22 protein-coding genes are annotated in these 25,334 nt (G+C 39.5%); 3 read left to right on the top strand and 19 right to left on the bottom strand.

Annotated features, from left to right (window positions below; all coding sequences use genetic code 11):
- Positions 1-2: 2 nt before the first annotated feature.
- From IGI49_RS22300 to IGI49_RS22250, 11 genes are all read right to left on the bottom strand, one after another.
- Complete coding sequence (locus IGI49_RS22300; protein ID WP_429965414.1) at positions 3-437, bottom strand: PTS sugar transporter subunit IIA; 435 nt, start codon at positions 435-437, stop codon at positions 3-5.
- A 12-nt stretch (positions 438-449) separates the two neighbouring features.
- On the bottom strand, positions 450-2,528 hold the full coding sequence (locus IGI49_RS22295; RefSeq protein WP_429965415.1) for a BglG family transcription antiterminator: 2,079 nt from the start codon (positions 2,526-2,528) through the stop codon (positions 450-452).
- A 9-nt stretch (positions 2,529-2,537) separates the two neighbouring features.
- Positions 2,538-3,995 carry a PTS mannitol transporter subunit IICB gene (locus IGI49_RS22290; protein WP_429965416.1) on the bottom strand — a complete coding sequence of 486 codons (1,458 nt, stop codon included), beginning with the start codon at positions 3,993-3,995 and terminating at the stop codon, positions 2,538-2,540.
- A 425-nt stretch (positions 3,996-4,420) separates the two neighbouring features.
- Positions 4,421-4,987 (bottom strand): 6-phospho-3-hexuloisomerase, encoded by a 567-nt coding sequence (gene hxlB, locus IGI49_RS22285; protein WP_429965417.1) that lies wholly within the window; start codon positions 4,985-4,987, stop codon positions 4,421-4,423.
- On the bottom strand, positions 4,984-5,625 hold the full coding sequence (hxlA, locus tag IGI49_RS22280) for a 3-hexulose-6-phosphate synthase (protein WP_429965418.1): 642 nt from the start codon (positions 5,623-5,625) through the stop codon (positions 4,984-4,986). The genes hxlB and hxlA overlap by 4 nt, the downstream gene beginning before the upstream one ends.
- A gap of 16 nt (positions 5,626-5,641) precedes the next feature.
- Positions 5,642-6,472: a mannose/fructose/sorbose PTS transporter subunit IID gene (locus IGI49_RS22275; RefSeq protein ID WP_207704645.1), complete on the bottom strand. Its 831-nt coding sequence runs from the start codon at positions 6,470-6,472 to the stop codon at positions 5,642-5,644.
- Positions 6,473-6,486: 14 nt separating this feature from the next.
- Positions 6,487-7,290 carry a PTS mannose/fructose/sorbose transporter subunit IIC gene (locus IGI49_RS22270; RefSeq protein WP_429965419.1) on the bottom strand — a complete coding sequence of 268 codons (804 nt, stop codon included), beginning with the start codon at positions 7,288-7,290 and terminating at the stop codon, positions 6,487-6,489.
- 18 nt (positions 7,291-7,308) lie between these two features.
- The gene (locus tag IGI49_RS22265; protein WP_207704647.1) at positions 7,309-7,800 is read right to left on the bottom strand and encodes a PTS system mannose/fructose/N-acetylgalactosamine-transporter subunit IIB; all 492 of its coding nucleotides are present in this window, start codon (positions 7,798-7,800) and stop codon (positions 7,309-7,311) included.
- The gene (locus IGI49_RS22260; protein WP_429965420.1) at positions 7,797-8,225 is read right to left on the bottom strand and encodes a mannose/fructose/sorbose PTS transporter subunit IIA; all 429 of its coding nucleotides are present in this window, start codon (positions 8,223-8,225) and stop codon (positions 7,797-7,799) included. Before IGI49_RS22260 ends, IGI49_RS22265 begins: the two co-directional genes overlap by 4 nt.
- 167 nt (positions 8,226-8,392) lie before the next feature.
- Positions 8,393-11,197, bottom strand: coding sequence for a sigma 54-interacting transcriptional regulator (locus IGI49_RS22255; protein ID WP_429965421.1), 2,805 nt, complete (start codon positions 11,195-11,197; stop codon positions 8,393-8,395).
- Entirely contained in the window at positions 11,184-11,603 is a 420-nt protein-coding gene (locus IGI49_RS22250; RefSeq protein WP_429965422.1) for a hypothetical protein, read from the bottom strand. The genes IGI49_RS22255 and IGI49_RS22250 overlap by 14 nt, the downstream gene beginning before the upstream one ends.
- A 462-nt stretch (positions 11,604-12,065) precedes the next feature.
- Between IGI49_RS22250 and IGI49_RS22245 the strand changes: the two genes are divergently transcribed.
- The gene (locus IGI49_RS22245; RefSeq protein ID WP_429965423.1) at positions 12,066-12,818 is read left to right on the top strand and encodes a DeoR/GlpR family DNA-binding transcription regulator; all 753 of its coding nucleotides are present in this window, start codon (positions 12,066-12,068) and stop codon (positions 12,816-12,818) included.
- Between the two features lie 461 nt (positions 12,819-13,279).
- Here the strand turns inward: IGI49_RS22245 and IGI49_RS22240 are convergent, their stop codons facing one another.
- From IGI49_RS22240 to IGI49_RS22230, 3 genes are all read right to left on the bottom strand, one after another.
- Positions 13,280-13,996, bottom strand: a complete 717-nt coding sequence (locus IGI49_RS22240) for an HAD family hydrolase (protein WP_429965424.1) — start codon at positions 13,994-13,996, stop codon at positions 13,280-13,282.
- Between the two features lie 69 nt (positions 13,997-14,065).
- Positions 14,066-15,343: a class II D-tagatose-bisphosphate aldolase non-catalytic subunit gene (locus IGI49_RS22235; protein ID WP_429965425.1), complete on the bottom strand. Its 1,278-nt coding sequence runs from the start codon at positions 15,341-15,343 to the stop codon at positions 14,066-14,068.
- A 209-nt stretch (positions 15,344-15,552) separates the two neighbouring features.
- Entirely contained in the window at positions 15,553-16,263 is a 711-nt protein-coding gene (locus IGI49_RS22230) for an HAD family hydrolase (protein ID WP_429965426.1), read from the bottom strand.
- 711 nt (positions 16,264-16,974) lie between these two features.
- Here IGI49_RS22230 and IGI49_RS22225 point away from each other — a divergent pair.
- The gene (locus IGI49_RS22225; RefSeq protein ID WP_429965427.1) at positions 16,975-18,057 is read left to right on the top strand and encodes a hypothetical protein; all 1,083 of its coding nucleotides are present in this window, start codon (positions 16,975-16,977) and stop codon (positions 18,055-18,057) included.
- A 77-nt stretch (positions 18,058-18,134) separates the two neighbouring features.
- On the opposite strand, the gene IGI49_RS22220 is transcribed toward IGI49_RS22225, so the two are convergent.
- From IGI49_RS22220 to IGI49_RS22205, 4 genes are read right to left on the bottom strand one after another with little or no spacing between them, the layout of a single operon-like run.
- Positions 18,135-19,229: a PTS fructose transporter subunit IIC gene (locus tag IGI49_RS22220; RefSeq protein WP_429965428.1), complete on the bottom strand. Its 1,095-nt coding sequence runs from the start codon at positions 19,227-19,229 to the stop codon at positions 18,135-18,137.
- Positions 19,230-19,250: 21 nt separating this feature from the next.
- Positions 19,251-19,565 (bottom strand): PTS fructose transporter subunit IIB, encoded by a 315-nt coding sequence (locus IGI49_RS22215; protein WP_207704657.1) that lies wholly within the window; start codon positions 19,563-19,565, stop codon positions 19,251-19,253.
- A gap of 12 nt (positions 19,566-19,577) precedes the next feature.
- Positions 19,578-20,051 (bottom strand): fructose PTS transporter subunit IIA, encoded by a 474-nt coding sequence (locus IGI49_RS22210; RefSeq protein ID WP_429965429.1) that lies wholly within the window; start codon positions 20,049-20,051, stop codon positions 19,578-19,580.
- A 1-nt stretch (position 20,052) separates the two neighbouring features.
- Complete coding sequence (locus IGI49_RS22205; RefSeq protein WP_429965430.1) at positions 20,053-21,969, bottom strand: BglG family transcription antiterminator; 1,917 nt, start codon at positions 21,967-21,969, stop codon at positions 20,053-20,055.
- Positions 21,970-23,228: 1,259 nt separating this feature from the next.
- On the opposite strand from IGI49_RS22205, the gene IGI49_RS22200 reads away from it, so the two are divergent.
- Positions 23,229-23,861 carry a hypothetical protein gene (locus tag IGI49_RS22200; protein WP_429965431.1) on the top strand — a complete coding sequence of 211 codons (633 nt, stop codon included), beginning with the start codon at positions 23,229-23,231 and terminating at the stop codon, positions 23,859-23,861.
- A gap of 59 nt (positions 23,862-23,920) precedes the next feature.
- Here the strand turns inward: IGI49_RS22200 and IGI49_RS22195 are convergent, their stop codons facing one another.
- Positions 23,921-25,312 (bottom strand): aldehyde dehydrogenase, encoded by a 1,392-nt coding sequence (locus IGI49_RS22195; RefSeq protein ID WP_429965432.1) that lies wholly within the window; start codon positions 25,310-25,312, stop codon positions 23,921-23,923.
- Between the last annotated feature and the right edge of the window lie 22 nt (positions 25,313-25,334).

Raw genomic sequence — 25,334 nt, 5'->3', positions numbered from 1 at the left:
GTTTAAACCACTCCTTCAAATAATGCAGCAATCTCTTCCTTAGATTGGGCATTGATTAGCTTCTCGATATTTTCTTCTTCACCTAATAGTCCAGCAATTTTTGCCAATATTTCCAGGTGTTCATCATTTTTACCGGCAATACCAATTAACAGCTTGGCTTCCTTATCTGGTCCAAAAGATACACCTTCTGGTACTTGTAGGAAAGACAGTCCCGAATGCTTAATGTACTGTTGAGAGCCGTCCACACCATGAGGAATTGCAACTTGACTGCCAATATAAGTTGAAACAACTTCCTCTCTTTGCAGCATACAGTCGATATAGTTTTCATCGACGTAGCCGTTCTCCACCAGCACCTGACCAGCAGCTTTGATGGCCTGTTCTTTATCGGCTAAGGCAATACCCAATTTAATGTTTTCTAATGGCATGATTTCTTTCATGTTCTTTCACCTCTATAATAATTTTTCGGTAACGTAGTTTTTAATTCGTTCACCCAATAAGTCGCGAATTTTACTTTCTTCACATTGCTCAAATAGTTGAATGGATTCAGGCGTTTCAATAATCAGCATCGTAATCATACTTAACAAATCCGCTACAATGACTTGATCTTTTTTTGGTGATACGACTAAAATCACACTGGTTACTTCCATCAATTCTTTTTCCATAGAGGAGAAAACAATGTTTTTTTCTAAATCAAAAACGATGAACAAGGGCTGCTCAATCTTGTCGGTTTGACAGTGAATATAACCTAGGCGAGTATTTGGGATGCCGAAATACGATTCCAACTTAGCTTGTTCGGCGTAATCTACCAGCAGCTCAGCATCCACTGTATACTTTTTTTCCACCAAGTAAGTTCCTAAGATATTCAAAATCGGCAAATCCTGAAATTCAGGATCAATTTTTATGGTATGAAAATTTTTCAACACCTGACTGCTGTACTTGGCAATTAAGCTTAATTCCTCTAGTTCCGCTGGAAGCTGGGAAACATCCACTGGTCTTTTGGGAATCAACAACTCTTTACGATGGAGTTTACTGAAGCGAATCGTTTCCAACAGCTTTTTGACCTCCGCCAATTCTTTCTTGTTTAGCAGTGGCGAAACCATCACATAATCCTGAACATCCAATGGTAATGATACGGTGGAGAAGATGACATCGTATTGTTCTAAATCTTCTTGGGTTAGCTTAAGAAAACTGACAATCTTTTTTATCTCAATTTCGGGAATTTCGCGGATTAACCGATTCGCTAGCATTTTCGATGACCCCATCCCACTGGAGCAAACCACTAATGCCGTAATTGATTTATCCAAAACCTTGTCTAAGGCCACAGCAAAATGGAGAACTAAAAAACCAATCTCGTCTTCGGGAAACTTGTCTTCTTTAAACACGTATTCTGTCGCAATCTTAATCGTTGAATACAATTTTTCATAGCTGCGGCGAATTTCCTTCAGCATCGGGTTTTTAATGGTAATACCGCTTCTGGTTCGTGCCAAGGCTCGATCCAGATGTTCAAATAAGGCCTTTTGCAGATGGGCATCCGTCCGTAACCGACAGCCCATACTAGTTTCCACAAAGACAATGAAATCATGCACCTTGTTGACTAAGTCCAGCTCTTGAATATCCTCGGAAAGCTCCAAGCTTTGGAAATTATTATTAATAGAGATTAACCATTCCAAATAATTTTCTTCACTTTCGCTTAAAGTAATTTCAAAAGTCTTTTGGATCAGCTCCTTGAATTCCTGATAAATTTCGATGGGACGGTCTTTGTGTTTGACCATATTGTCTAAATAATAATTGTTGCTGTGATCCCAGTTAAGTCGTTTAACCATGATAGAAATCAGGAAAACGTAATCCTGAAACATGGTATCCGTCACTTGAATCCGGTGTTTTTGGAACAACTGTTCCAAAAGCTGGAAGCTTCTTTTAATGACCGAATGATAGTGAGTATCACTCAGCAGCTTAAAATAGATTGAACTGCTTCGCTCCTGTTCGATCCAGTGAACTAGCTCCACAAAAGAAATATGGTCGCGGAAAATATTGGACAGCAACACTCGTTTTTTCGTTTCGAAGCCAGTGATTAGAAAGCCGTCTCCTTTTTTTACAACTAAGTCCAGATCATAGAAGTCTAACTCTTTTTTTATTTGCTGCAGGTCGTTGCGAACCGATTGAACCGAAACATTGAGGGCTTCCGCAAAATACTGAGCCTTCACATATTCCTGTTCATGCAGCAAGTAGAAGAGTGTCGCGTTGATTCGGTCCTCCGTTGTTAATTCATAATCTTGATCCTCACCCTCGAACAAAGTATTCAATGCAGTTACTTCTGTTGAAGAACCCGACAGTTTCATCCCTTTTCCAGCTTCATTGATTACTTTTAGACCGTAATGCTCCACTGCTTCATACACTTCCTCCAGCTGACGATAGACCGTCCGATTGGTCACGTTCAAGTGCTCTGCAATCTCATGTACCGAAACATAACTATTCAAATTTTCCATTAGTAGTCGCAAAATCTCTCTTGTTCGAGGAGTAATGATCATATTAATCACCTATTCATCTTTTAATTTCTTAACGATGGCGTCATATTCGGCACCATCCATAAAGGCACTCAAGGTTAGATATTGAATGTTGGGTTTATCTTTATTGTTTTCCATGGCCCGATCCAACAAATCCTGATGGGTAATTACTAAGTCGGCATCATCTGGGATATTATTGATGGATTTATTGATAACCTCCATATTTAGCATGGCCTTGTTAACCTTAGTCTTCAGCATTGAAGCCCCCATAGCACTAGAACCCATTCCGGCGTCACAGGCCACCACAATTTTATGGATTCGACTTGGATCGATTTCTCCAGTGATTGCTTGACCAGTCTGAGCGCTTGCAACAGCATGCTCTAGAGCCGCTCCGTCATTGATTGGTCCCACTTCGGTTTCGATCAGTTCTTCAGTATCGTCCACCATAGTTTTGTCGCGTTTCAGCAGGAAGCTGGCAATTAGGCAGGAGACCCCCATTCCGGCGAAGTAACCGACAATATTTACAATGAAGCTGCCTCTCGGTGTCATTAATAGAAAAGCGATGATACTTCCTGGTGACGGTACCGCTACCGTTCCGCCGCCGAAGAACTGGAAGATGGTTAGTGACGTCATACTTCCAAAAATTGGAGCCAAAACTAAGATTGGTTTCATCAAAATGTACGGGAAGTAAACTTCAGCGATTCCTCCAAACATTACGATAATGGTAGAAGCCGGCGCCGTTTTCTTAGCCACCCCTTTACCGAAGAAACAAAAAGCCAGCATAACGCCTACCAATGGACCACTATTTCCTTCAACTAGAAATAAAATTGATTTACCTGTTTCCACCACCTGTTCAATTCCCAATGGTGACATGATTCCATGATTGATTGCATTGTTTAAAAACAACACTTGAGCTGGGGCAACAAAGATACTAGTTAAAGGAATCAGGTTCTTGTCAACAAACCAGTTCACTCCAGTTGATAGGCCTGATAAAATGACATTGAAAATTGGTTCAATGGCAATTAGACCCAGGATCATCAGTATGCCACCCACAATACCGATTGAGAAATTGTCTACCAGCATTTCTAAGCCTGGTTTAACTTTTCCTTCATACAATTTATCGACCTTACGAATAATGATGGCAGCGACAGGTCCCATGACCATGGCTCCCATCAGCATCGGCATATCCGATCCGATAATAATACCCATCGTTGCAACGGCTCCAATTACTCCACCTCGTCGGTCATATACGTTTGCACCTGCTGTGTAGGCAATTAATAATGGCAGCAAATATTTGATTGAAGGGTCTACCAACTGACCCAATGTCTCATTAGGAAACCAACCGGTTGGGATGAATAAGGCTGTAATTAATCCCCAAGCGATAAATGCGCCAATATTGGGCATAATCATCGAGCTTAACATGCTGCCGAATTTTTGTACCTTCGTTTTCCAATCAACACTTTTACTTGGAACGGAAACTTTACCTTCCATTGAATATCCTCCTTAACGAATCATTTCATTTAGTTGTATAAGCGCTTTCTACATACTTATCATAAGTTGTTTTACGCCCCGAGTCTATCGTTGATAGTGCTAAATATTTCAGAGGAAGGTGTGACATTTTTGTGCTAGTAAAGCTTATCCTTTTTTAAAGCCTTTGAGATTTACAGAAAAAACAGCTTCTAACTGGAAATCCAGTAGAAGCTGCTTTGCAGAAAGCTATTCAAGATTTTTGGTTAAAAAGTCCAACTACCAAACCTGTAACGATCGTTTTAGCTAAAATAACTATTGCTGAAGTAACAACAGCTAAACTATCACTATGCTTTGCTTAATGAGAATCGGATTTGCTACTAAAAGAAACACATCTTTTGTGATAGAAGAGGCTGACTCAATCCAGTAAAGCATTGCTCTCCTTTTTCCTATTCAAGATTAGCATGTCGTGGAAACATAGTATCGGTCGTTTCATTAACTAAATCCATTAAAGTCATAATCATAGCATCGTAAATCAAAAAACTCAGTTGTTCATAAGAGGAACCCATTGGCTGGACTGATTTCCCCACTAATTCCTCATCCTCAACCTTAGGTGAAGCTCCTGGCAGAACGAATGTCACATCGGCTAGTTGTCCAATGGTTGACTCAGAATTAATGGTGTTAAGAGCCACCTTTACCCCGTTCTTCTTAGCCTTTTCCGCCATCGCGACCAAGCTTTGGGTTTCTCCTGAACCAGAACCGATAATCAGCAGGTCCCCTTCATGAGCACTGGTCGTCGTAATATCTCCCACTGCACTCACATCAAATCCTAGATGCATCATCCGATTCGCAAAACCGCGAATCGCCAACCCGGAACGGCCAGCACCAGCAACGAAAATCTTCTTGGCTTTAGGAATCAATTCCACAAATTCGTTCAACTGTGCACCATCCACTTTTTCCAAATTTGTCGTCAGTTCCTCCAAAATCATAGCTGTATTCTTTTTAACATCTATCATTTGTCTGACCCCTTTTTCAACGCTTCAGATATCCTGCGCGCTTCTTTTATCGGATCTTCTGCATTCAAAATTCCACTGCCAACAATAACAATGTCTGGCTCAAGTGCTAAGTAATCATAAATGGTATGGCTGCTGATACCACCAGCTACCGCGACTTTAACTTTTTTTACATGCTTTTTCATTTCTGCTAAATCCTGTAAAGGCGTCCGACCCGCGGCTTGTTGATCCGCTCCAGTATGAACGGCAATCACATCAACACCCAGACTTTCTACAGCAGGAACTCGAGCAGCCAAATCCTCCACGCAAATCATATCTACCATAATTTTCTTGCCTTGCTTGGTGGCCTCTTCCACACAACCTTTAATGGTTAAATCGTCAGTTACTCCCAACACGGTTACATATTCAGCACCCGCATTGAAAGCCAGCTGTGCTTCATAAGCACCTGCATCCATAATTTTGGCGTCGCATAAAACCTTTAGCTGTGGGAATTTTTTCTTGATTTGACGAACGGCTTCTCTGCCGGCATCAATTACAAAAGGAGTTCCTACTTCCACGATATCAACATATTCAACTAAGTCTTCCAACTGAACCAAGGCTTCTTCTAAATTTAACTCGTCAATTGCTAACTGTAATTTCACGTTCTGACCCATCCTCCTATCCTAAAAATCCAAGCGCTTTTCCTAAAATACCAACACCAAAAATGACGAAAATGATCAACAACGGACTTACATTTTTCTTCAATAGCCATGACACAAATAAGGTTAAAATTAAGGCTAGCATTCCCGGCATAATACTATCTAAAATGTCTTGAACCGTTTGGGTAACAACCTTCCCATCTTCGCCGGTAATTCTGGTAGCCACAATCGGAATATTTATCGTCGTCCACTTACTGACTAAGGCCCCCATAACAAACAGCCCGACAATTGATGCTCCTTCGGTCAGCTTCTTCACACGGTTGCCGGCCATTTCCTTAATAATTTCATTTCCTTTTTCATAGCCGTATTTCAAACCGAAATATTTGGTTGCTAAACGAATGGCATTGATCGATAAAAAGAATAATAGTGGTCCACCAATACTGCCGCTTAAAGCTAAAGAAGCACCTAACGCTGCCAAAACTGGACGAAGAGTCCCCCAAAAGATCGGATCTCCCACACCTGCCAACGGACCCATTAATCCAATCTTCATAGCGGAAATAGATGAGCCGGGCAACTGCTGTTCGCCCACTAAAGCATGTTCTTCTTCCATCGCCGCCGTTACTCCAAAAATAGGTGCTGTCAGCCAAGGATGAGTATTGAACCATTCCAGATGCCTCTTCAATGCAGCATTTCTTTCCGGTCCCGGCTGGTAAAAACGTTTGATCGCTGGAATCATAGTGAAGCAGTACCCCATTGCCTGGACTCGCTCAAAGTTCATTGATCCTAAAAGAAAATTTGACCGCAGAAACATGCTGTTGATATCTTTTTTAGTTAATCCTTTTTGTTCCATCTTCGTTCCTCCCCTTACATATCCAGATCATCATCTAAATCATCATCGATCATTCCGGCATTTGCAGTTGCTGTTTGGACTACCATTTCTTCATTGCGGTATTTCAATTGCAGGAATAAGAAGGCCATACATAATCCCAAACCGCCAAAGCCAACTAAATTAAATTCTGTAAATGCTGCAAACAGGAACCCAATATAGAAAAATGGTTTTAAGTGAGGAACGTCCATCATGTTGATTACCATGGCGTAACCAACTACAACAATAATTCCGCCACCAATTTGTAATCCACCAGTGATCACTTCGGGAATTTGACCAAGGAAATTCCGAACTGCTTGCGCGTTAATTAAACAAATAATCAAGGTTGGAATCATCACCCGCAGTGCCTGCAACCCCATGGCCGTCACATGCATAATTTCAATTCCTTTATAATTGCCGTTTTCAGCATACGTATCCGCGCGGTGAATAAAAAATACTGTAATCGTTCGAACGAAAATGGTTAAGGCCTGACCGGCTGCTGCCAAAGGTACAGCAATAGCAATTCCTTCCCCAACACCCTGATTAGCCGTAATAACTAAAATGGTTGAAATAACTGAAGCAATCGCTGTGTCTGGAGCCATAGCCAGCCCGACATTCATCCAGCCCAAAGCCATCATTTCTAATGTTCCGCCTAAAATAATGCCTGTCGTCACATCCCCTAACACTAAACCAACTAAGGTACAGGCAACTAAAGGACGATGTGTTTGCGCTTCATCTAAAACACTGCCCACACCCGTGATACCTGCCACTATCATTAACAGAATAATTTGAATGACACTCATTTTTACAACTCCTCACTTTTATTTGTTTAGCTCATTTTTCAGCGTACGGATAAAATCAACACTTTGATCTCCTGGCAATTGTCTTAATTCCAATTTTACTCCCAACTGATCCAGCTCTTTGAAAGCTTCGATATCTGAATCCTTCACACTGACTGCTTTCGTTATTTGCTTGCGGTCGGTTTCAAAACGCATGCCGCCGACATTTACTTCCTTTATGTCGACCCCCTGCTTAACCAAACGAACAATATCTTCAGGATTTTCAAACAGCAGCATTGCTTTGGCATCTGCGTATTTGGGTGATTTATACGCACGAGCCATTTTATCAACGCTGACCGCACTTGCTTTAATATTTGATGGTGCTACTGATAAAACTAAGGTTTTACGCATTTCATCACTGGCTACCGCATCGGATACTACAATAATCCGGTCTACTGGTCGCAGTTTCACCCACTTGGTTAAAACCTGCCCATGAATAAACCGATCATCAATTCGTGCTAATTCAATTTTCATAACTCATCATCCTCCAAATCTGTATGCGTTATTTTGCTGATTTCCTCCGAGAAAACCTTGGCGCTGCTTTCTCCAGCCGTTTTAGCTACCTTAGTTAATTCAACTAAAGCTTGATCCTTTTGCGCTGCAGTCTCCAACAACATCGGTAAATTTACCCCCGTCACAACATCACAATTCTCCTGTCCAAAAATCAACTGAGTAGCCGCGTTGTATGGCGTTCCCCCATAGATATCCACCAGAAACAGAATTTCTTCCTCTGGGAATAAACGGAGCTGCTCATGATATTTCTCCTGTAACTGAGGAATTCCCTCTCCTTTTTTAAATGGAATGGCTTTGATTTTTTCGTCGGTACCAAAGACCATCTCAAAGGCATCCAGCAAACCCAACGAAAAATCTCCATGCCCACTAACAATGATTACTGACATTTTTTCGCTCCTTTCTTTTTCAGTTACTTAATTAATAGCAATTTACGTGCCAAAATGGTTGTATCAATAAAAAATGCATTGACTGAGTGCTTTTTTTGACAAAAAACAAAGTGTATCAAACGGAAATTGATACACTTTGTTCACTGCTATTCAGGTTTGATACTACTTCAACTGATCTCTTTTACTATTTCAGCGATAAACAATTTCTCATCCCGTGACAAAACTAAATCCAGCTTCTGCTCAACACTAGCAATACTTTTTTCCACTTTATGAAGGTATTCCTCTAACAATGGGGTAACCTCCTCTGAGTATTCTAGGGAATTTCCCTTGATCACCCGCTCAAAAGCAAAGGAAGTATGGACGACCATTTTCAAAATGGTCGAATTCGAAAAAGCAGCTTCACTATAGCTTTCCAGATCACTCATCCATTGCAGCAATAAATCAGTGATATGAATTGGATTTAAATAGACTAAGTAAGAGCGCAGGGTTTCTTCACAAAGATCTTTAATCAGCATGCTGCCATTGGGCGAGTTGTCTGATGGCAGACTAGACAGATCCTCTCCCGAAACAATTGACCGCAACAACTGCTCCCCCTGACCCTCGATCAAAGCCTCCAGTGAAATAAACGGACAATCTACTTCGGGATCTTTGGTTCCCACTGCTGCCATAAGTTCGTATCGTTCAACCAGTACTGGAATCTTCTGCTTCATCTCTAAAGCCGAAACCGTCAGCACTTCAATTACTTCGCTGCCATTCCGTGAAATAATACTGTTAATCATTTGCTCTAGCTTCTTAGCCGTTCCTTCTCCAGACATACAAATCGATAGAATTGCCTTCGGACGCTGACTACGGTCTTCATAGAGCTGCAGCGAATTCATAAAATCCTTTTTGACTGAACTATAAATAGAGTGCAGATCAAAATTGGTGTAACTGATTTTTCTGACTACATCTAAGACAACCGCTGTAGTAACATTGGGGATCGAAAGTACTTTCACTCCCGTCTCCTTCTGGATTTTCTTATCCATAATGGCTAGGGATCCCATGTCCACCAGCAGCAGCACTCCTTTACCATTGTCAATTTTACTGACCTTTTCACACAAAATAGCAATAATTTCAGCTGGAGACACCGTCAAAGGCATGTCTACGGCCTCAATTGGTGCATAGCCCAACAATTCCGTAGCCACATCCACCATTGAAGTTGCCGTGGAGTTGCCGTGGGTTACAACCAGTGCACTAACCTTTTTGACCGTCTCCAACGAAATTATCGAAGAAAGCAGCATGGTATAATACACCACTTCGATTTCTGGCAAATGAATATCGTATCTTTCCTGCAGCGTTTTACAGATGGTCAAGGCTGCCTCATATTCCTTTTTGTTCGTATCGATAATCTCCTTATGACTAGTTGAAAGAGACAAATTGGTTTTTTCCCCTCTTTTCAAATAGGCATCCAAATGCATGCCCACATAATAATTAAAACGCCGATCAAATTTTCGATTCAACTGTTGTTCAGCCTGCTCTTTTAGTACATCCACAATTTTCGTGATTTTAGGATTAACGAATTTCTGCAACGAATAGTTAGGTGAATCTTTTTCAACGACATTGCGAATATGGATATGCAGATCAGTCAAAATGTACTGATAAATATCCTCCTGAGAAACTCCCTCCTCCCGCAGAATTTTGACTTTTTTTTCAATGGATTCGTAAATATTAAAGTCCGCATCCTCATGATTTTCTTCTTCATCGTTCGTAGGATAGACCAATGTAACCACATCTAAATAGTCTGAAATGTCTTTGGTGCCGATCATGTTGGAGCGGCTGGTCATCCACTCCTGACCTACTTGACTGGGCAAATCCTGTACGTGAATCTCAATTTTATCTTTTGAATTAAGATTATTTACAAAGGCCTGCGCACAAACCAGCTGGACCTGCGATTTTAATTGCCCCACATTGCCAAAGTTAGCACTTGATAGTAAAACATTCATGACATCAATATCAATACTGAGAGTTTTCTCAATTCGTTTGGCTTCAATTCTAAACAGATACTTCAACAATTCAATTTTTTCCGGCAGCGAGCGTTTAGATAAAGGTGGAATTTCAATCGTCATAGGAATACGGCGGGTAAAGGTAGATAAAAGCACGGAAGACGGATTCTCGGTAGTGGCAAAAATAATCAGCACATTGGCGCTGCGGCTCTTTCCACTTTCACCTAAACGGGAAAAAGTTTTATTATCTAGAAAGTAAAATAGCATTTCCTGTCCCTCGGGGGGAAGGCGGTGAACCTCATCCAACAGTAAAATCCCCCCATCGGCTTGTTCAATTAACCCACTTTTCTCAGAAGCAGCCCCGGTAAAGGCTCCTTCAACATAACCAAACAACTGCGACATTAACAGCTGAGGGTTGTTGTAATAGTCTGCACAATTAAAGGTGATAAATGGATTCCCCTCGCCAACAATACCAGCATATTGCGCATATTGAAAAACCTTCTTCGCGAAAAATGTTTTACCTGAGCCAGTCGGTCCCAATAAAAGCATGTGCAAACCATTAGGTGGATAGTGAATCGCGGCCTTCGCTTGAGAGATTGCCTTCTTCAAACTATCATTGTGGCCAATCACCAATTGAAAAGGATCACTCGCACGTTTGCATACTGACTTATTTGTCGGAGAAATTTTAACCGGTTTTTCATCATCTAAACTGACGAAATCCTCAATTTCGAAATTCATGTCGGAGATTTCCATTAGATGATTGTTCAATAAAATTTCTAGTGGGATGTACCTTACAGGATAAGACTTAATCTTTACAACTCGTTCATCTCTAACCAGTTTATTCAGTTCTGCACTCACATTGGAACGGGCGATTTCTAAGGCTTGAGAGACTTCCTTAGCCGTACTTCCTGCCTGTTTCTGCAAATCTTCCACCCTGCTATCTCCCCATACCTCCAACAGATATTGAAAGATTCGATCAATTCTCTTCATAAGGACGCTCCCAATTCTCTTTAATGAATACTGGCAAACGATTTAGACTTTGACGGTGCCAAGAACTGGCGGAAGCTTTGGGAAAGCTCATCTTCAGTTGCATGGTTTCTCCATTTTCCAAAACAATTGTGGTATTCACCAACAAAATATCTGATAGAATGCCTTTAGTCAGTTCAAAGCTGACAATCTCTTTTTGCTTAAGAAAAAATCCATCAGAATAACTGCCGCTTTTTTCATTATACCTGGCAGCAAAAAGAAAATTATCCGACAAATAGATTATATTTGTGGTGGGATTCAGAGAACGAAGATTTAGGGAAATCAAAGAAATTCCGACTGTTTTAGAAGCATTAGATTTAAGCGAGTCCATATAATCGGTAAAAGCACTTTCAGATAATAATAATGCCATTGGTTTATCCTCCGAGTTCTTTTTTATTTTTACGGACATTATATCACCTGAAAAAATGTAAACAAGCTGAAATTTTGCATGTTTGCGTAATATTTTGCACTTTTATGATCATATATCCAAATTTAAGGCCGTATTTGATATAATTATAGCGGCAGCATAACTTACTAGAGGAATAACTTTAGCTCTATGAAAAGCCTCTCACATAGTAACCGACGCAGTTGACAATGAGTCTCCATTATTAAGCGTTCTGACAATAATAACGTAGTAAACAATCACTTCAAAACAAGTACTGTAGCTCAATGCTACTCCTTGTAAAGTGGTCACTTTGCTACCTAAGGCAACAAAATTTTGTTTGACATAAAGCTAAAGCTAAAAATAGACTTGGAAGCTTGTGGGATCAAGCTTTCAAGTATTTAATTAGATAGATTTTGTATTATCGTGTTTTTTTACGGAGGAAAATGAATGAAGAGAGTGGAGCGGCAGCAGCGCATTGTTGAATTGGTAAATGAAGAAAAAAAAGTCTTAGCAAAAGACTTAGCGGCGAAATTAAAAGTCTCCGAGGATACGATTCGCCGAGATTTAAGAGAGTTGGATCAAAAGAAGCTGGTTAGACGGATTCACAGCGGCGCCATTCAGATCGGTCCGCCAGAAACCATGTTCCAATACAGAGTCAACAGCAAAACCAACGAAAAAAATTTATTGGCTAAAAAAGCAGCCTCGCTAGTTCACGAGGACAGTGTTATCTTAATTGATGGTGGAACCAGCAATCTAGCTTTCGCCAAGGCCCTAAACGAATCCTTTCGAGCAACCATTATCACCAACAGTCCGCCAGTCGTAATGGCTTTGGAGATGCACCAGAACTTGGAGGTTATTGTTTTGGGCGGCACTTTAAATCATAAATACATGGTGAACATGGGGCTAGAGATGGCCGATAAAATTGCTAAAATCCGAGTAGATTATTATTTAATGGGTATGTATAACATTGATGCTGTGACTGGTCTAACCGTTCCTACGCTTGAAGAATCGTTGTTAAAAAAATATATGTCAGAATCGTCTATGGAAACCATAAGCCTAGTCACAGAAGAAAAGCTAGACACGATTTCAAATTATGTGATTGGCCCAGTCAGTATGCTGGATACGATGGTTACAACTGGAAAAGACACCAAAGCGTATGCTGAAGCTGGGGTCAAAGTTTGGCAATGTGAGGATGAGTAGCAATTTTAATGAAGGTGAATTGGAAAGCAGTCTCAGTTTAGGCTGTTTTTATTTGTCATTTACTACTAAATTCATACTCAAAAAAAGTTTCTTCAGTCAATCCACATGCAAGGAATTGAATCTTTGTTTAAAGACATCAAGGTTGAGAAGTCCAGCTTACTGGAAAAAAATTCTGTCTTATCAGGGTTGGCTTGACATACTCGAGCTTGGCAGTCTTTCTGTCCAGTGTGAATTTCTAACAGTTTCCTCTGATGGCCCTGCCAGTATTTTGGCAGTCTATTATGATTACCAAGCCTTCCGGATTTACAAACCCTTTAGAATGTTGTGAATCTTTCAAAAAAAATGCAGCTATCCATCTGTTAAGATTCCATAACCAATAAAAACGTATCAGCTTTCCCCTTTCACGGAAAGAAATACTCAACAAACTGAACCCCACACCCAATTCAACAATTAATTTGTCCTTATTTCATTCCAGCAGCCAGCTTTTTTACTGTCTGAATCAACGCTCTTGGACTTTCAACTACATAATCTGGAATTACTGTTTCGTCAGTAGTTTGATGGTCGCGATAATTCGCCCACACGGTTTTCCATTCAGCGGATTGTGCTCCTACTATATCATTCAAAAAATTATCACCGATATAGTATAGATTTTCTTTCCGAATTGTCAGCTTTTCCTCCAGCGTTTTGAAGATACGGATATTGGGTTTAGAAACCCCCACCTCTTCAGAAATCAGCATATTTTCTGGAGAAATCCACTGGTTCAGCCTTAACTTTTTAATTTTTAGCGCTTGCTTTTCTTTGGTCCCATTAGTAATGATCCCGACAGTTATTTTCCTTTCGGTCAGAGTATCAAACAGCTGCTCAACCTCGGGGAACAGTTGGATTTCTTCTTGAAACTTCTCAAAGTCAAGCTGAAAGGCCAGTGCCTGATTGTCATCAATAGTTATTTTATAGTCTTGTAGAGCCTGTTGAATACGATGAATTTGCATACTTCGCAATTTCGATTGTTCAAAACCATCCTGAAAACTTTCATCGCCATACTCACGCACCAGCTTATACAACTGTGAACCGTCTATCTTCTCACTATCTTGAATGTTTTGATTCTCGAAGGCCTGTTGAAAAGCCTGTTGCTGGTCGTAAATGGTGTCATCGATATCAAAAATAAACGCTTTTTTCATCGTTTAGTTCCTTTCTGGATAGAAGAAAAAATACTGCACCGTTTAATCACCGACGCAGTACTTTTTAGTCTATCTAACGTTTTTTTTAATCCGAGTTGTCACACCGTTTAAGTTGTAGCATTCTGCATAGTCGCGAATGGGGCGCTTAATGTGATCGACTACATAACGTTGACCGTCAATGTTGTGTGCGTTCAGGTTCGCATACATTTTTTCGATTTCAGCTTTAACTTCGTCGTCATTAAAGGTATAGTGACCCGCGATATCCAAAATATCAGCCTGAAGCTGCGCATCATTTTGTTCCATGATTTGATCTACTGTCAATTCTTTTTGTGCGCCAACCATCCATTTTCGCCAACGTTCACTCTTGATCGCATGCTTCAATAGCACCTCGTGTGTATTTGATGCATCCTCAACTAAACCATACTCAACTAGTTTAGCTTCAACAGCAGCTAGGTTTAAGTAAGCTCGTGTTTCTTCCGTTCCGTATTGTGGAGCCACATTGGTTGCCGTAATTTGTGATGGAATGTGTTCTAATAATGTCACATCATCTAAGTAATCGCCATTGTGTTCCTTCAATCCAACACCGTATGATTTCGCCATTTGTGCCAAGTCATAAGCATTTTTGAAATTGAAAGTTCCTACTTGTTCAGTTTTACGAGTTAAGGTTCCGGTTTGTCCGACGATGAAGGTTGGCATTGGCAATCCACGTTGTTCCAACTCCTCTTTTAATCGCAGGATAAATGTTTCATAAGTCTCAGTTGAAGTTAAGCCGCCGTTCGTTTCTTCTGTTCCTACTTCGTAACCGATTTCTGGCAAATTACGGGCTTTACGCTCTTGTTCACAAAATTCAATTAGATCAACGGTTCGTGTTAAAACGGTATCTAAAGGAATCACTTTACCTACTTCAAATGGATCCTTAGTTGGATCAATCATCAATAAATCAAAACCGGCTTCAATATCTGCCACGTAAGATTTTTTACCTAATTCCATTGCTTTTTCAGTTGGCAGGTGGTCGTTGCGTTCTTTATCTCTCTGCCATGGTCCACCGTGGTCACGACATAAATAGTATAAGTTGTCATAGCCGATTTCTGCAGCTACTTCTTCTACTGCTTTAGCAAAAGTGAATTGGTTCCAGCCATTCACGTAACCGCCGCCTAATTCATCGGCATCCACCTGATTTCTGCTGGCAATAAACATAACCGGATAATCATCGTCTTTAGATAACTCCAAAGTTGCTTGTACACAGTTTTTTGACATTGGGCCGATTCCAAGAAGTGTTGCACTTTCCCCCGTAGCTTGTAAATCTAATAGTCCCTCTACAACTGCTTTTATGGGTAATTTTTCCATGTTAAGTCCCTCTCCATTTCCTAACTTTTTGATAACAGATCCTTATCACACTTAAAGTATAGGCTGGAAAGCAGCTGGTGAATATTACATTTCGTTGCAACAAGTCGGTGCATTAATCGGGAATTGTTGCAGCCAGTAATGACTTGTTGCAAAAAAAAACGTCCTCAGCTGCATTTAGCTAAGAACAGTTTTTTAAACGAGGGCAAGTCTCAATTTTCTGGTGTGATTAGCGCAAGAAGTTGCTGCTGAATTTTAGTATTGCAATCAATAATATAGTCAGGAAAATACTCTTCGGAAAGAATCGGATGATTGCGGCGGTTTACCCAGATAGCCTGCCATCCTGCTCTTTTAGCCCCGATGATGTCATTAGGATAAGAGTCACCAATATAGTAAGTATTGGCCTTGTCTAAATCCATCACTTCTTCCACCTGCTGGAAAACCCGAATATCCGGTTTAGCAATCCCCAGCTCACCAGAAACAAAAATATACTTCTCAGGTACCCATTTTTTTAATTCCAACTGGTGAATCTTTTTTTGTTGATGCTTAGCCGGACCATTAGTGATGATGCCGATCTGAATTTTATGCTGCACACACAAATCTAGAGCTTCTTTCATGTCTGGATCTAACTGAAGCTGACTTTGGTAGTACTGATAGTTTTTCTGAAACTCTGTTCCTTCTTGATCAGTAATTTGACGATCGTAATGTTCCATAGCTTTTCTTATACGATAAATCTGCATGTCCAGCAGACTAATCAAGCCATCCTCAGTCTGTTGGAAAACTTCATCGCTGTAAATACGACTGTATTTAAACAGCTCTTCAATTGGAATGGTTGAATCATGAAAAACATCCTCAAAAGCCAGTTGAAAGGGTGTTAACTGGTCATATAAAGTATCATCTACATCAAAAATAATGGTAGTCATTTTGTCTCCTCCTGTTATTATAAGAAAGCTTGAAGCAGTCAACGTGACCTTGCTTCGATCTCCTTTATTTTACACTAAATCGCCAGTCGTTACGACCAGATCCCTTGTAAATTCATAGTTTCTAATAATCATTCCCCTCAGTCACTATCACTAAATGCGTTCCAGCTATTGAGATCGCTTACGAATCGTTTAACAATGAAGTGAATTTTCTTGAGTTCCTCCTTGAACTCAGAGCATTCTTTGTAAGTAATCTTGGTATAAGTTGACCAACCATTCAATAAACCGGATTATTGAATTCTTTATATTGCTAGTATCAAAAAAGAATTTATTGACTTTACACTTGTTATTTTTATTATTCTCAGCATGGGAGTATCACTGCCTGTGGACAGTACTTTTTTTACTCTTGATTTGGGTATCGATAACTAAACTTGCTGCAAAAAAAAGTGAACCAAAAAAAAATTCTCAAAAATTTTTTCCAGGCTTTTCTGATAGAGATAACTAGTTCATAAGCGATAAATAATCAAATAAGACGCGAAATACACGGCAAATTATTATCAAAATATTAATATTTCATCCTGTTTCAAATAATCTAAAAATAGTAATTAAAAAAATTATTTTTATAAAAACAAGTACTTGTAACGTAATATTGACAAAATAATGGCATTTAATATAAAATGTTTTCAAAAGAAAGTTTGTATAGGAGATGGACTAATGGCAACCGTAAAAAAACTTGAGAACAGACAAATTTTTGGCATGCGAAACCGTGCTAACTTGGAGAAACGAATAACCGACCACTTCCATCAATCTCACGACGCAATTCGTGTCATTTTTTCTGTTATTGCGATATCTGTACGCAATGGACTGAGTACGTCTGATTTCTCTTTCATGGCTAAGGACTTAATTCGTTCACTATTCCTAGAGAATGAAGAGATACTTTCCATCCCTCTTTCCTGTGTCTACTTTCGAGATTATTTCAATGATAGCGAATGGCAAACCGTCATTAATCGTCTATTTAGCAGCCAAGAAGAATACGAGCAGCTTACCGAAAGTACTCGTTTATACTTAGAAGACCTTCGCCCCTTATTGAATTCTGGGGAATTTCCTACCGAAAAGAAAACCAACATGATTTCTTATTTTAAGGATGCCAATGGCAAAAGACACAGCTGGAGTCTAAGCAATGTCAATCCAAACATCACCAATGAAGAGCATTATGCCTTATTATCAATTCTAGGTACACTAACCATTTTTGAAAAAGACGGTGTGCGACGATTTGTGGAGCCGATCTATGCTGATTTCATGACCTATGAACCAAGCTTTGACAGTCGATCTGAAGAAGAAGCAATGAAGTTACAGGCCAAGGCGGGTAAACTACTGCCAATTACCACCCAAAAAATAGAAGAAGTCGCTCACGAATCAGACACAAAAGTCGAACTTACGTCAACTAGTGAAGCAACTGACGCTGAGCAAGAAGCAGGAATTGATCCATCAATTGACAAAATGTCCACTAAAAAAGACACTCAAGGACAAAAAGACTCCTTGAAAACGATCGATCGCTCCACTATACCCGATTCCGCACTGAAAACGTATCAAGCTCAAGAAGGCCAGTTGAAAACGGCGTTAACTAAAGAAGAGATACAGCTAGAGCCAGAAAAAAGGACTGTACCTATATCACCTGAAAAGCCGCTCAGCAACAAAGAACGATACCAAAAACTACTGGAACAAAAGAATCGCAATAAACAAAGCAAACAGGGGCTGCTGAATCAGTTGAATAAACGAGGGAAAAAACGAAAATAAATGATGATCGTTGGCTGCTCATAGTAAATCAAGTAAAAAGTACCGACTCCCTTAAGGAATCGGCACTATCAGAATGTTTATTTAGCTACTTCGATTTGTTTATTGGTTTCTTCTTTTTTCACCTTAGTCTTTTCGTCTACTAGGCTTGGTTTAGTAAAGTGAAGAATGGCGGCTGAAATAGCGGCCCCAACAATAATGGCAATAGCATACCAGACTTTGCCGTTAACAACAGGCAGGATAATGAATCCGCCGTGAGGAACTAGGGCTTCTACCCCGGTAGCCATTCCAATCGCTCCGCCTACTGCACTACCTATGATGATCGCAGGCAGAACACGTTTGATATCCTTGGCCGCAAAAGGTATAGCCCCTTCTGTAATACCAATTAAGGACATAAAGAAAGCAGAAATGCCTAAATCTTTATCTTCGGAAGTATATTTTTTGCGATCAATAAAAGTAGACATCGCTAATGCTAAAGGCGGGATAGCACAAGCAATTCGGTGAGCGCCATTGGGTCCGTAAACACCTTCAGCCATTAATGCTAAAGTAAACGCTGTTGCTGTCTTATTGATAGGGCCGCCCATATCGATAGCCGTCATCGCACCAATGATCACACCTAACAGGATTGCGCTGCCACCTTGCATCTGTCCCAGAACTTGTACTAGCCAATCCATTGCTGCGCCAATTGGAATTGAAATGACATAAATATAAAACATACCTAAAACAAAGGTTGAAACAACAGGTACAATCAAAATCGGCATAATGGTACGAATGGTTGCCGGTACTTTCCAGGTTTTACACCAACGAACAAAGTATCCTGCTGCTACCCCCATGATCATTGCGCCCAAGAAGCCCGTTTTAACTTGGCCTGTACCAATTGGATTGTTAGCAACAAATCCTAAAATCATTCCAGGGACCAAGCCAGGCTTACCAGCAAGCGAATGAGCAATATAACCAGATAATAGCGGAATCATCATCGCAAAACCAGCAGCTCCTAAATCATTCAAGTTCTGCATAAAAGGGCTGGTAATTTCCATGCCTGCATCAGTGGCAGTACCCGTTGCTAAAGCCACCGCTAAAAAGATACCTCCCACTACTACAGATGGCAGCATAAAGGAAACCCCAGTATTGAAGGCCTTTTGAACGTCTTTAAAGAATTTATTTTCTTTCTTCATTTTTTTCTCTCCCTGTCCATTTTATAGTTTTTCAGCTTGATCCAAGTATTTATCAGGATGTTTAATCATTTCTCCAGGGTCAACAGAAAGTGATTTTCCAGAGTCAATTTTTTCTTCAAAACGCTCGCCATCCTCCACATCAATAGCCACCGCTAAAATTAATACATCTGCTTCATCAATAGTATCCTGCTCTAATTCGTTCTCAATTCCCATACTCCCCTGGGTTTCTACTTGAACCTCATACCCACGTTTTTTACATTCCTTTTCAATAGCTTCCTGAGCCATATACGTATGGGCGATCCCTGTTGGACACGCTGTAACTGCTACTACTTTCATCCTAATTCCTCCTTAGATTGAAATTGAACTCAATTGTTCAAAAATTTTATTTTTGTCTGTTTCTGTTAATAGCTTGGCTCTGAAATCATCATCTAATAATTTTTTGCTAACTTCTGAAATGAATTTAAGATGCAGTTTGCTTTCACTGTTTTTTGGAACCCCAATGAGAAAGATTAAACGGACCCTCTCTTCACTTTGAACCGTCCATTGAAAAGCTCTCTTCACTCTTAAAAAAGCAATGAATGGATTTGTTACTGCTTCCGTTTTTCCATGAGGGATCGCAATATCATAGCCAATAGCGGTTGGAATTTCTTCTTCTCGACGTCTCACTGCTTGATACAATTCATCTGCGTCAGTTGCATATCCAACAAATTCCGCATTCTCCACAATAAAATGGATCACATCCTCTTGATTGTTCAATTCATTGTCTAAAAAAATGAGATCCGTTGAAATAACATCTCTGCTGTTTTCCTGAATTTTTTCCATACTAGTCACTCCCGAGTTTTTTGTACAACTCATCTTTCGAGGCTGCTTCACGTAATTCTTTTAATTGTTCATTGTTATCGATAATGTTATAGATATCTGATAAGATATTTCTCGTCTCGAAGGTATCTTGTTTAGCAATACAAATCAGAAAAACCATATCCACATAATAACTGTTCCATTTGAACTTCTTACTATTTTTTACTACTACAATTGTCGTTTGATTAACACAGGTTGAGTTGCCATGAGGAACTGCCGTACCTGAAGGCAAATCTGTTCCTCCTACCTCTTCTCTCTCAAGAACCGTTTCAATAAATTTTGGCTCAACAATATTTTGATTAACCAGCTGATCACCGATCTGAGTAATCAGCTCTTCCTTAGAAGTAAATGCTGAATTTACGTACAGTGTTTCTTTTCTGGTAAATTTCTTTAAATGATGACTCCTAGCAAATTTAACAACCTTATTCACCTTGTTTGGTCGATAACCAGAATTTTTGATCTCATCAATATCCTTATTCGTTAAGAAAGGAGAAACTAGAATGACATTTTTTCCTGGAATCTCCACTTTAATGGTCGAAATGATTAGGTCATACTGATCAAAGTCTGTGTGTTCTAACTCAGGTATTGAAGCTATCTCAAAAGTATCCAAAGAAGGCAAGACATTTTTGATTCGATTGATTAATAATTCTGAGGTAGCAATTCCCATCTGACAGACAATCAAAATTTTACGATTCATTCTGGCCCGTTCAATAGCTGCCTGAAAATACATGGTTAAAAAGGCAATCTCATCTTCGTTAAAGCTAATTCCCAGCTCTTGTTCATACTCACTTAAAACAACCCAAATCACATTGAAGGTTAAAGAGAACTCGTTCTTTATTTGCGACGTAAACGGGTTTTCTGTTTTATTATTTGACTTGAGACGGTAAATCATGGGCGGGATATGATTCTTTAACTGTTCCTCCAGCTTTTGGTCGCTAGAAAAATTGATATTCAAGGCCTCCGAAACCTTAGCAAGCAGCTGATCCACAATTACTTCATCAATCTCATCTTCTGGTAATGGTTCAAAACGATTGGATACTAAATGCAATGAAAGATATTGCACATCCTCATTGGTATAAGAAAGCCCCAATCGCAAGGCTGCTTTATGCAACATTCTGACAGCACTCTCTTCAAAGAAAATATTGGCTTCCAACGTACTGCTTGCTTGTCCCTCCAGATGATTGAGCTTCGCTATTCTGAAGACGAGGATAATAAAGATATTCAAAATATTTTGAACATAATAATCAGAAATTGCATTTACGTTTTCTCTGACATAGGTGTACAAAATATTAGAACAAACACTGATCAAGCTTTCTCCATAATAAGTATTCAGCAGTTTGATGTTTTCCGCAAAATCGTCATCTGAATAAATATCGGAATTACTTAACAAATACCGATTAAATTGCAGCAGCGCTTTTTGAATTTCTTCTTCTGAGCCGATTAATGAGGTACCATGAATATCACTACATAATTTGATGTTGGATCCTACATTTAATATTTTCATGATGAATTCGAAATCCTTAATGATAGAAGATTTACTCACCATAAAATTCTCTGACAAATGATTGAAACTTACTATTTTTTCTTCAAACAGCAGCATATTCATAATTTGAATTCTGCGGCTTAACGTATCGTATAGATCACTTCCTTCATTGTGTTCTTTGGCGGACGCCACTTCCCTTAGACCTCTTAAAGCAATTCCGACTCCACGCTTCTTTTCAAGATACTCTCCGGAACTTTGAACATATTCTTCAATAATTCCCAATTCAATGTGGGTCGTCCGTTTAGAAACCCCTAGCTTGCTTGCAAAATACTCAACTGTCTGAAAGTTATTTTCTTGCGTCAATAATTCCAGCAACTCTTTTTGTCTTTTTGTAAGCATAATGATAAACACTTCCTAACTATCTGGAATAAAGGCCTTTATCTCTGATAGCGTTATCATGATCATGGCTTAATTATAAGTGGGGATTAAAAGATTGAATATTACAATTCGTTGCAACAAGTCGCTTCAACATCTCGTACACTTGTTGCAGAAAAAAATGCTGCTTCAACAACTGTTTGTGAAAATATCATCCTTTATTATAGAGGAAAAAAGGGGCCTAAGTTTCCTAAAACACAATCGCTCTTGATAATTTTTCTTCACCCAAGTGGGAAAAGACTGAATAATTGTATTGGATCAGGGGGGAACGTAGAATCCTTGATAAAGTTGTTTACTATTTCAGAATAACTGTTTCGATGGATTTTGCTCAGTCTAAAAAAATATGAGCCTTTTATAAAATTTCAATTCAATTACTAAAATCTATTTGAATTAATCAGGTGAAGCACTCGTTATGAAGAGGTCATCTCTTACTAATAAAAGAGTCTTATTATCCCTGAAATAAATTAAAAATAGACTCGAATGTACTTATTACTGTCCAAGTGCACATTGTTTAAACCAAGAAAATTTTTCCTTTCTAGCAAAAGAATTCGTTCGATTCGTATTGCACACAAGTAGACTATTTTCTTTGAAAAAAACAGCTTTGTCTCTCTTTCGTACCTATTTTTTAGACAACGAATGGCCTACTGTAATTGAACGATACTTTAAAAACTTGAAAGACTAAATGATACAAGCTACTGATCGCACCCAAACCGTTAGTCCACTGAAATCCTTGCTTTCCTCTGACAACCACGACATTTTCGACAAATCCACTTCAGCAGCTCAAAGATAGATCGATAAATTATCATGACATAAAAATAAATAATACCGCTATCGATATTTCAGCAATCAACATCCGCAAACATTCACGTATGTTGACTTTATTGTCTGAGCTAAAAAAAGGTGTTTGCAATTTTGTAAAATCAGCCAGTGCGAATCTGAGTGACTTATTAAAAAAGTATCCGAACAATTGGTTTTTTAGTGATCTAATGATAAAAATTTTGATCCTCTAGGGGAGAGTTTGTACACTTTAGATTTCTGAGGAAGAGATACTAACCTTCTAAACGAAGGGGATTTTCTAAAGCTCCATTATTCTGAAAACCTCATTGAATAATGAAAAATGTGCTGGATGTTACGCAGAGACAACTTTTTTTATTTACTCTTGCTTTTTTACCAAATCTTTATTCATAATAGAACTATACACCAAATGATAAGGAGTTATTATAATGTCAACAAAACCCCTTGAGCAACGCCAACTTTTTAACACGAATCGCCAAAAATTAGAAGAACGTTTTTTAGAATACTATGCGGAGACCGAGGACAGTGCCTACATCATCGAATGCGCTCTTTCTGTCCAAGTTCGTAATGCCTACAGCAAAGATGATTTTTCTTATTTTATGAAGGATTTCATTCGCTCCTTGTTTTTAACGGGACAAAAGCTTCCTGAAAATCGAAATCTGTATTTCTTCTTTCGCGATTATTTTACGAATGATGAATGGAGCAGACTAATCACTCGTTTATTTGAGAGCCCCGAAGAATACCTGTTTTATGCTTCAAGAAACGACCCAATCTTAAAAATTATAGGGCCCTATCTTTCTTCTGGCAGTCGTGAGGTTACAGAGGAAGCTACCCTGATCGCTCAATACAAAGATGGCGCCGGCAAACGAAAACTTTTAAAAATTAGAGGGATCGACAGAAAGGCTGTTCCTTCGAGACATTCACGTGACATTCTGTACATTATGACCTTTTTGAGCCGCTTTCAAAAAAATGGCATTAAAAGCTTTGCAAAAATTGTTAATGCTCACACTGAATATATTGTTGCCAGCTATCGTTTTGATAAGTCTCAACCCAGTAAATAATTCATACCCCATTGCACAACAAACAGCCCCGCAGCTTAACCTTTGCGAGGCTGTATTATTTATTTCAATATCCTTCGTATCCACGCCAAATTCTTTTCCGTGTAGGGCGGGAAAATAAACGGTGTATCTAGCTTCTTTGATGACAAGATACTGCGGGCGTTGGAAAACGTCTCAAAGCTGTACTTGCCATGGTAAGACCCGATTCCTGCGCTGCCCACACCGCCAAAAGGCATATTGTCTGAAACCAGATGCATTACGGTATTGTTAATACATAAACCACCTGAGCTGGTCTCATTAATAATTTTATCCTGCTGCTGTTTGTTTTGGGAGAAAATATACATCGCTAATGGTTTGGCCATTTTGTTAATCTCAGAAATGGTTGTATCTAGATTGGTATAGGAAATCACTGGCAAAATCGGTCCAAAAATTTCCTCCTCCATAGCAGCAGATTTCCAAGAAGCCTCCAAAAGAGTCGGCTCTATGTATAAATCGTCGGGATTCATTTCTCCACCAAACAGCCATTCATCCTGTGTCTCTTCCATTAAGTCAGCTAATCGAATAAAATGCTTCTCATTGACGATTCGAGCATAACTATCACTTTTTTCAATACGCGTACCGTAAAATTCTTCCAGCACATTGCAAACCTCTTGAATAAACGCCTTTTTCACTTGCTGATGAACCACCACATAGTCAGGGGCTACACAGGTTTGTCCGGCATTAATCGTTTTTCCCCAAATAATTCGTTTAGCAGCTAGGCGAACATCAGCATTTTCGGTAACAATTGCTGGACTTTTCCCGCCCAATTCCAACGTTATCGGTGTTAAATGTTCTGCAGCTGCCTGCATCACTATTTTACCAACCTTTTCGCTGCCAGTAAAAAAGATATAGTCAAAAGGACAACTTAACAATGCATTATTAGTGTCAACACCACCCTCAACGACTGAAACATACTTCGAATCAAAGGTGTTCTTGATCATATCACTAACCACTCGTGAAAAGTTTGGTGTCAGTTCGGAAGGCTTAATCACTGCACAGTTTCCAGCAGCCAAAGCACCCACTAATGGTTCAATCAATAATTGAAACGGATAGTTGAAAGGACCGATCACTAATACTGTTCCATAGGGTTCATAATGAATCCGACTACTGGAGGGCCACAAGAAAAATGGCGTGCTGACCCGTTGATCCTTCGCCCATTTAGGAACTTTTTTGATCATGCTGCTGAGACTTTTTAAAACAAAACCGATTTCTGTTGCATACGACTCTAAGGGGTGTTTCCCCAAATCCTGCTGTAAAGCTTCCATTAACTGCTTTTCATAATCCACGATACTTTGTCGCAAATTTTTTAATTGTGCCACACGAAAATTCGGATCTTTGGTTTGGTGAGTGGCAAAAAACTGCTGGTGCTGTTCCAGCAATTGTTCAGCTTCTTGCTTTGTCCATTCTTTTGCCAAGGGAATCCTCTCCTTTTTTTGA

This window comes from Enterococcus sp. AZ071 (assembly GCF_050499065.1).
Taxonomy (GTDB): Bacteria; Bacillota; Bacilli; order Lactobacillales; family Enterococcaceae; genus Enterococcus_A; species Enterococcus_A ferrettii.
Note: the sequence above shows the minus strand (reverse complement) of the source record. Positions and strands in the feature narration are given on the sequence as shown.

Bases quoted from the DNA above. Each gene is read 5' to 3' on its own strand.
- IGI49_RS22300 (WP_429965414.1), bottom strand. From the start codon at position 437: ATGAAAGAAATCATGCCATTAGAAAACATTAAATTGGGTATTGCCTTA.
- IGI49_RS22295 (WP_429965415.1), bottom strand. From the start codon at position 2,528: ATGATCATTACTCCTCGAACAAGAGAGATTTTGCGACTACTAATGGAA.
- IGI49_RS22290 (WP_429965416.1), bottom strand. From the start codon at position 3,995: ATGGAAGGTAAAGTTTCCGTTCCAAGTAAAAGTGTTGATTGGAAAACG.
- hxlB (WP_429965417.1), bottom strand. From the start codon at position 4,987: ATGATAGATGTTAAAAAGAATACAGCTATGATTTTGGAGGAACTGACG.
- IGI49_RS22275 (WP_207704645.1), bottom strand. From the start codon at position 6,472: ATGGAACAAAAAGGATTAACTAAAAAAGATATCAACAGCATGTTTCTG.
- IGI49_RS22270 (WP_429965419.1), bottom strand. From the start codon at position 7,290: ATGAGTGTCATTCAAATTATTCTGTTAATGATAGTGGCAGGTATCACG.
- IGI49_RS22265 (WP_207704647.1), bottom strand. From the start codon at position 7,800: ATGAAAATTGAATTAGCACGAATTGATGATCGGTTTATTCATGGGCAG.
- IGI49_RS22260 (WP_429965420.1), bottom strand. From the start codon at position 8,225: ATGTCAGTAATCATTGTTAGTGGGCATGGAGATTTTTCGTTGGGTTTG.
- IGI49_RS22255 (WP_429965421.1), bottom strand. From the start codon at position 11,197: ATGAAGAGAATTGATCGAATCTTTCAATATCTGTTGGAGGTATGGGGA.
- IGI49_RS22250 (WP_429965422.1), bottom strand. From the start codon at position 11,603: ATGGCATTATTATTATCTGAAAGTGCTTTTACCGATTATATGGACTCG.
- IGI49_RS22245 (WP_429965423.1), top strand. From the start codon at position 12,066: ATGAAGAGAGTGGAGCGGCAGCAGCGCATTGTTGAATTGGTAAATGAA.
- IGI49_RS22240 (WP_429965424.1), bottom strand. From the start codon at position 13,996: ATGAAAAAAGCGTTTATTTTTGATATCGATGACACCATTTACGACCAG.
- IGI49_RS22235 (WP_429965425.1), bottom strand. From the start codon at position 15,343: ATGGAAAAATTACCCATAAAAGCAGTTGTAGAGGGACTATTAGATTTA.
- IGI49_RS22230 (WP_429965426.1), bottom strand. From the start codon at position 16,263: ATGACTACCATTATTTTTGATGTAGATGATACTTTATATGACCAGTTA.
- IGI49_RS22225 (WP_429965427.1), top strand. From the start codon at position 16,975: ATGGCAACCGTAAAAAAACTTGAGAACAGACAAATTTTTGGCATGCGA.
- IGI49_RS22220 (WP_429965428.1), bottom strand. From the start codon at position 19,229: ATGAAGAAAGAAAATAAATTCTTTAAAGACGTTCAAAAGGCCTTCAAT.
- IGI49_RS22215 (WP_207704657.1), bottom strand. From the start codon at position 19,565: ATGAAAGTAGTAGCAGTTACAGCGTGTCCAACAGGGATCGCCCATACG.
- IGI49_RS22210 (WP_429965429.1), bottom strand. From the start codon at position 20,051: ATGGAAAAAATTCAGGAAAACAGCAGAGATGTTATTTCAACGGATCTC.
- IGI49_RS22205 (WP_429965430.1), bottom strand. From the start codon at position 21,969: ATGCTTACAAAAAGACAAAAAGAGTTGCTGGAATTATTGACGCAAGAA.
- IGI49_RS22200 (WP_429965431.1), top strand. From the start codon at position 23,229: ATGTCAACAAAACCCCTTGAGCAACGCCAACTTTTTAACACGAATCGC.